General features: G+C 60.0%; 1 protein-coding gene. It reads right to left on the minus strand.

What is annotated here, in order from left to right:
- Positions 1–26: 26 nt before the first annotated feature.
- The gene (locus ACX4ZE_RS22760; RefSeq protein WP_480275506.1) at positions 27–620 is read right to left on the minus strand and encodes a transposase; all 594 of its coding nucleotides are present in this window, start codon (positions 618–620) and stop codon (positions 27–29) included.
- Positions 621–1161 lie beyond the last annotated feature (541 nt).

Consider the following 1161-nt stretch of genomic DNA (forward strand, 5'->3'; position numbering starts at 1 on the left):
CTTGACACACAGAGCCGCTATCGGGTTCAGTTGCTGGGTCGTCGCCAGCAGTTGAGAGCGGCGGCGAGGTTGAGGAGTCCGTGGTGGATGTTGGTGCGGCGTTCCCATCGTATGGCCAGCCGCCGGTATTGGTGTAGCAGGGCGAAGGTCTGCTCGACGATCCAGCGACCGGCGGTCACCGTGTCGCGGGTGCCACGGCGAGCGATGTAGCTGGTGATATGGCGTTGTCTCAACTCGGAATACACGCTGGGGTAGTCGTATCCCTTGTCCCCGGCTAGGTTGGTGAGCTGGCGACGAGGCCGGCCCGGCCGCCCGCGCAGAGGCCGGACCCGGTCGAGCAGCGTGGGCAACATCAGGTGATCGTTGACGTTGGCCGCGGACAGCGTGACCGCGAGCGGGAAGCCGTTCGCGCAGGTCAGGATATGGTGCTTGGAACCAGTCTTGGTGCGGTCTACCGGGCTGGGACCTGTCGCGGCGCCCCCCTTTTCGCCCGTACATGCGAGCCGTCGACCATGACCCGGTCGACATCGATCAACCGGGCGGTATGGGCACGAGCGAGCACGGCTTGATGGATCTGCTCGAAGGTCCCTGCGGCCTGCCAGTCCCGTAATCCACGCCAGATCTACGCCAGCAGGTCATTCCGGACCTGAACCTCAGTTTCTGCGGCAGGTCTTCCCACCCGATCCCGGTAATCAACACGAACAAGATCCCTGCAGCACCAGGCGCGGGTCCATCTGCGGTGGTCCTGGTTTCCCGGCCGGTTTCACCGGCAGTAGCGGTTCGATTCCCGCCCACAACTCGTCATCCACAAGCCACGATGCCGCCATAGCGAAACATCCTTTACTGCAACATAACCCGACGCCAATCGGCCGAACCTGTTAGGAGCCCTGAGGGTCGAACGTGACAACGGCAGTGCGGTGGGGTAGAAAAGCACCTGAACCTCTTGGTGGTGAACAGTCGATCTTGTCAATAAACTGCTTTGCTAGGAGGTTTCGCTGTATCCGAGTAACGCACGCCCTGTTGGTGGCGATCTCAGGGTATCGGTGCCAAGAACGAAAAATACTTAATGCAATGTTGATCGACCAGAGGGTCGTGAGATGTTGGTTGAGTAGAGGATTGGTTGGTATGAGTAGTTCAGATTTCTATGATATGTGGTCGACT

The sequence above is a fragment of the Nocardia sp. TBRC8007 genome (genome assembly GCF_056629435.1).